General features: G+C 36.9%; 6 protein-coding genes. All 6 read left to right on the top strand.

The window, feature by feature from the left end:
* Positions 1-590, top strand: a 590-nt coding sequence (locus EQ827_RS07480; RefSeq protein ID WP_181190378.1) for a ribonuclease HII, incomplete at its 5' end; no start/stop codon positions are given.
* Positions 591-628: 38 nt separating this feature from the next.
* Positions 629-1,477, top strand: a complete 849-nt coding sequence (gene dprA, locus EQ827_RS07475) for a DNA-processing protein DprA (RefSeq protein ID WP_181190377.1) — start codon at positions 629-631, stop codon at positions 1,475-1,477.
* A gap of 60 nt (positions 1,478-1,537) precedes the next feature.
* Positions 1,538-3,649: a type I DNA topoisomerase gene (gene topA, locus EQ827_RS07470; RefSeq protein WP_181190376.1), complete on the top strand. Its 2,112-nt coding sequence runs from the start codon at positions 1,538-1,540 to the stop codon at positions 3,647-3,649.
* Between the two features lie 64 nt (positions 3,650-3,713).
* Positions 3,714-4,607, top strand: a complete 894-nt coding sequence (locus EQ827_RS07465; RefSeq protein WP_258231820.1) for a tyrosine-type recombinase/integrase — start codon at positions 3,714-3,716, stop codon at positions 4,605-4,607.
* On the top strand, positions 4,604-5,128 hold the full coding sequence (gene hslV / locus EQ827_RS07460) for an ATP-dependent protease subunit HslV (RefSeq protein WP_181190374.1): 525 nt from the start codon (positions 4,604-4,606) through the stop codon (positions 5,126-5,128). Before EQ827_RS07465 ends, hslV begins: the two co-directional genes overlap by 4 nt.
* A gap of 14 nt (positions 5,129-5,142) precedes the next feature.
* A partial coding sequence (locus tag EQ827_RS07455; RefSeq protein WP_181190373.1) for an AAA family ATPase occupies positions 5,143-6,016 on the top strand: 874 nt, incomplete at its 3' end.

Genomic DNA, 6,016 nt, shown 5'->3' with positions numbered 1-6,016 from the left:
GTTTACAATTTGAGCGACCATTTTGGAATCGAAATCAATTAGTTGCTGGTATTGATGAAGTTGGGCGTGGTCCCTTAGCAGGTCCAGTAGTAACGGCCGCTGTAGTTTTACCTGCAGATATTAAACTTTGGCAAATTAACGACTCAAAACAACTCACTGCTGCTAAGAGAAGGCAATTATATGAACAGATTTTAACTGTGGCACTTGATGTCAGTATTGGTGTGGGAAGTCGACAATTAATTGATGAAAAAGATATTTATCATGCAACAGAAATTACTATGGCAGCAGCTGTACAAGGTTTAAATATCCCAATTAATCATCTATTAGTAGATGCAATGCATGTTCCCCTTGATATTGCGCAAACACGATTAATTAAAGGTGATGCACGCAGTGTATCGATTGGAGCTGCCAGTATAATTGCTAAAGTTTATCGAGATGAATTAATGCAGGCTTACGCTAAAATTTATCCGCATTATGGCTTGGAAAATAATGCTGGTTATGGAACTAAAGAACATTTGCTAGGATTGAAGCAATTTGGTATTTGTCCCCTGCATCGGCATAGTTTTGCACCTGTAAAAAAATATTTGTAGTCTTTTCCGTAATTTTAAAAAAACGGAGATGACCTCGTATGTCCATTCGAACTTTAATTTACAACCTGGCGCAAACACGCTGTGTGAGTAACCAATTAATTTTAAAAGTTTGTCAACAATATTATCAAGTTAACAATGATTTTAATTATTTAAAAAATTTTGTCAGTGAAAATTTAAAAATTGAAAAAAGAAAAAAATTTCAGCAACTATTTGAACAGACAGCTGTTTGCAAAGAAAATTTTATTACTTTTTTTGATTCTTGTTACCCTGCACAATTAAGGCAGATTTATAATCCACCGGCAATTTTATATTATGTAGGTAATTTAAAATTGTTAGGTACCTCCATTACAGCCATTGTAGGCGCACGCCAGTGTAATTATTACACTGCACAAGTTATTAAGGGATTAGTGCCCCGGTTAGTAGCCCAAGAAATTACTACTGTTAGTGGCCTAGCCAAGGGTGCTGATGGTTATTGTCATCGAGAAACTTTAGCTTGCCAGGGTAAAACCATCGCGGTGATAGGTAATTCCTTAGATTATTTTTATCCAGCAGAAAACCATCTTTTGCAGACACAAATTATGAAGCAGGGGCTAATTCTGAGTGAATATCCTTCGTCCACTTCACCGCGGCCATATTATTTTCCGCAACGTAATCGTATTATTGCCGGTCTTTGTGATAACCTAGTAGTAACTCAAGCTCGTAAACGCAGTGGAACTTTAATTACAGCAGAGCTAGCCCTGCAGGAAAATCGAAATGTTTGGGCTGTGCCAGGACCAATTACTAGTGCACTTTCGCAAGGCTGTAATCAGTTGATTGATGCTGGAGCCCGCCCGTATTTAGACGCTGATAAATTTATTGATGCTGTTTTAGTTAAAGAAAAAATTTGACAAAATAGAAGTATCTAGCATATTATTTGAAGCGACTTGATAGAAGAAAGGAGCTTTTTTTTGGTAAGCTCAAAAACAACTAAACGTAAACCTGCGACAAAAAATCTTGTAATCGTGGAATCACCCGCCAAGGCTAAAACAATTGAAAAATATCTAGGTAAGAATTACAAAGTTCTAGCCAGCAAGGGCCATATCCGCGATCTGCCCAAAAGTCGTATGGGCGTGGATATTGAACATAATTATGAACCCACTTATATTTCGATTCGTGGCAAAGGCGAAACGATTAAAGAATTAAAGAAGGCAGCAAAGAACTCTCAAAATGTGTATTTAGCCGCCGATCCCGATCGTGAAGGCGAGGCTATTGCTTGGCATGTTTCACATATTTTGGGGCTCAATTTAGATGATAAAAATCGGGTAGTTTTTAATGAAATTACTAAGGATGCCGTTAAAGAAGCCTTTAAACATCCACGCAATGTTAATATGAATTTAGTCAATGCGCAGCAGGCACGACGGGTATTAGATCGCTTAGTTGGCTACTCTATTAGTCCAATTCTTTGGCAAAAGGTCAAAAAGGGATTAAGCGCTGGCCGCGTGCAATCAATTGCTTTAAAATTGGTAATTGAACGGGAAAAGGACATTCAAAAATTTGAACCACAAGAATATTGGACTATCTTTGGGCACTTTCAGGCTGATAAAAATAAAAAAAGTATTTTTGAAGCCGCTTTTTACGGAATTGCTGGCAAGAAAAAACCATTATCCTCTAATGATGATGTTCAGGCGGTTTTGCAGCAAATTAATAAAAGAAAAAAATTTGATATTACTAAAGTGGTTAAAAAAGAGCGCAAGCGCTATCCTGCTGCTCCTTTTACTACTAGTTCACTACAACAAGAAGCTAATCGCCGGCTCAATTATAAAACGCGTAAAACAATGATGTTAGCCCAGCAACTATATGAAGGTATTAACTTAGGCGGCCGTCAAGGCAGTGTGGGTTTAATTACTTATATGCGGACTGACTCTACTAGAATTGCTAGCGTAGCTAAACATGAGGCTTCTAAGTTTATTAGCAGCGAATATGGTGAAGAATATGCTGCTACCAAAATTCACAAGTCTAAAAATCCTGAAGGTGCCCAAGATGCCCATGAAGCTATTAGACCTACTTCAGTTATGCGGACTCCTGATTCCTTAAAAAAAGTTTTAACAAGAGATCAATATCGGCTCTATAAGTTGATTTGGGCGCGTTTTGTGGCCAGTGAAATGACCCCGGCTATAATGGATACCATGAAAGTGACTTTGGAACAAAATCAGGTTCAATTTCAAGCTAATGGCTCTAAAATCAAATTTGAGGGCTTTTTAAAGGTTTACCAAGATGATAAAAAAATAAAGGATAATCTTTTGCCAGATTTGAATGAAGGCCAAAAAGTAAAACTCTTAGATACTAAACCTGAGCAGCATTTCACTCAACCGCCAGCCCGTTTTACAGAAGCTTCTTTGGTTAAGAATTTAGAGGAAAATGGCGTTGGCCGCCCGTCTACGTATTCTCCGACAATCGATACTATTCAACGCCGTTATTATGTAAAGTTAAATGGACGCAGTTTTGAACCAACTGAATTAGGTGAAATAGTAGATAACTTAATTGAAAAATATTTTCCTGATATTGTTAATATTGACTTTACCGCACATTTAGAAGATGAGTTAGATGGTATTGAATTAGGCAAGGAAAAATGGACTCAGGTTGTGGATGAATATTATCAGCCATTTTCTAAAGAGTTAAAAAATGCTGATGAGAAAATTGAAAAACTCCAAATTAAAGATGAACCTGCGGGTATGGATTGCGATATTTGTGGAGCTCCTATGGTCATTAAATTAGGACGTTATGGTAAATTTTATGCTTGTAGTCGTTTTCCTGACTGCCGCAATACTAAGCCAATTATTAAGGAAATTGGAGTGCAGTGTCCAAAATGTCATCAAGGGCAAGTTGTTGAACGTAAGTCGAAAAAGCGCCGTATTTTTTATGGCTGTTCACGCTATCCTGATTGTGATTTTGTGGATTGGAATAAACCTATTAATCGTCTTTGCCCTAAAGATGGACATTATTTAGTAGAAAAAAAAGTCAAAGGTGGCCGACAAGTGATTTGTCCTAATGGTGATTATCAAGAAGAAGTACAAAAATAATTAGATTTTATTAGCACCACTATTGCTCTTGTGGTATGGTATGTGAGTAATGGGGGGTGTTTTTTTGGGTAGTGGTCAGTGGTTAGATGAATTTATTCAATATTTAACTATTGAACGGCATTATTCGGATTTAACTTGTAACGCTTATCGGGGAGACTTAGTTGGCTTTAGATCTTTTTTAACTGCGGTTAATGAGAATTCAGATTGGACTTGGAAAACAATAACGGCTGTCGAAGTTGAAAATTATTTAGATTATTTAACTCAGCAAAAAGATTCTAGTCGTACAATTGCACGAAAAATTTCAGCTTTACGATCTTTTTTTAGATTTCTCAAGCGGCAACAGCTGGTTAAGCAAGATCCTTGTGAGTTAGTGCAGTTAAAGACTCATACGCATATATTGCCAGAATTTTTGTATGAAGAAGAGTTAGCACAATTATTAGCCGCTACTGGTGGTTCAAGTCCCTTGCAGCAACGTAATCGGGCTCTTGTAGAATTACTTTATGGAACAGGAATTCGAGTAAGTGAAGCTAGTAATTTAACTTTACATCAAATAGATTTTGGTATGAAAGTTATTTTGATTCACGGTAAGGGCAACAAAGATCGATATGTTCCGCTAGGTACAAAGGCTCACCAAGCACTGAATGTGTATTTACAAGAGGGGCGTCAGCAATTGATGGGCAAAGATGCTGTCCATGACTATTTATTTGTAAATAGTCATGGAAGACAATTAACTAGTCGAGGCATTGAATATATTTTAAAACAATTAATTAAGAAAACTAAGCTGACAGCTAATTTACATCCGCATATGCTTCGGCATAGTTTCGCTACTCAAATGCTCAATAATGGAGCTGATTTACGAACTGCTCAGAATTATACCCATCTAACGATGGAACATTTACAAAGTGATTATCGCAAGTATTTTCCGCGAGCAACTAATGAAAACGAGGTAAAAAAATGACTACAATTTGTGCAGTACGTTATCAAAATAAAACCGCGATTGCTGGAGATGGTCAAGTGACCGCCGGTGAAAAAACGGTCATGAAAGCTTCCGCACATAAAGTGCGTCGAATTTTTAATGATCAGGTTATTATTGGATTTGCTGGTGGTGTAGCTGATGCTTTTACTTTAGAAGATTGGTTTGAAAAAAAATTACAAGCCTATTCGGGCAACCTAAAACGTTCAGCAGTAGAACTAGCCCAAGATTGGCGTAAAGATCCCACCTTACAAAAATTAGAAGCTATGATGATTGCTTTTAATCGAACTGATTTGCTATTAATTTCTGGTAATGGTGAAGTTATTGAGCCAGATGAAGATGTGATTGCTATTGGTTCTGGTGGTAATTTTGCCCAAGCTGCTGCTATTGCAATGATTCGCCATAGTTCGCAAATGAATGCTTCTCAAATTGCTCAAGAAGCAATCAATATTGCCTCTGATATTGACATTTTTACTAATAAAAATATTATTACTGATCAATTGTAATTAGGAGGATTGAAATGACAACTCAAATGACACCCAAACAAATTGTGCAGCAATTAGATAAATATATTATTGGCCAAGATGAAGCCAAAAAAGCTGTCGCTATTGCCTTATACAATCGTTATCGCCGGATGCAATTATCAGCAGCTATGCAGCAAGATATTACTCCTAAAAACTTATTAATGATTGGACCTACTGGTGTGGGAAAAACTGAAATTGCCCGGCGTTTAGCTAAAATTGTTAATGCTCCTTTTGTTAAAGTGGAAGCAACTAAATTTACAGAAGTTGGTTATGTAGGCCGTGATGTGGAATCAATGATTCGTGATTTAGTTGATATTGCTGTAAAAATTGAAGAAGATTTACAATATCAATCAGTTCGTTCCCAAGCAGTCCGGGCAGCTGATAAGCAATTAGTAAAGTTATTAGTTCCTGGTGTGAAGAAGGCTCCACGGCAAATTAATGGACTCCAAGATATGATGGCTGCCTTTAATTCCATATCACAAGGAGAAAATCCGGTCCCCAATAATGAAGAAGTAACCGATGATGTCCGCAACCAACGTTTAAGTGTTAAAGAACAGTTAGACAAGGGATTATTAGAGGATGAAGAAGTAACTATTCAAGTAGAAGAGTCACATAAAGTTAATCCAATGAATGATATGATGGGGCAAATGGGGATTGATCTTAATAGTGCAATGGATTCTATTTTACCTAAGAAAAAAATAAGTCGAACACTTCCAGTTAAAGAAGCTCGAGAAATTCTTATTGAGCAGGAATCTAGTAAGCTGGTTGATCATGATGCAATTTACCAAGCAGCCATTAAAAGAGCTGAAAATGATGGTATTGTCTTTATTGATGAAATTGACAAAATTACTGCGGCCAATAAAAAGACGT

The organism is Bombilactobacillus bombi, from assembly GCF_013607485.1.
In the GTDB taxonomy this organism is placed as follows: domain Bacteria; phylum Bacillota; class Bacilli; order Lactobacillales; family Lactobacillaceae; genus Bombilactobacillus; species Bombilactobacillus bombi_A.
This window is presented reverse-complemented; position numbering and strand designations above follow the sequence as displayed.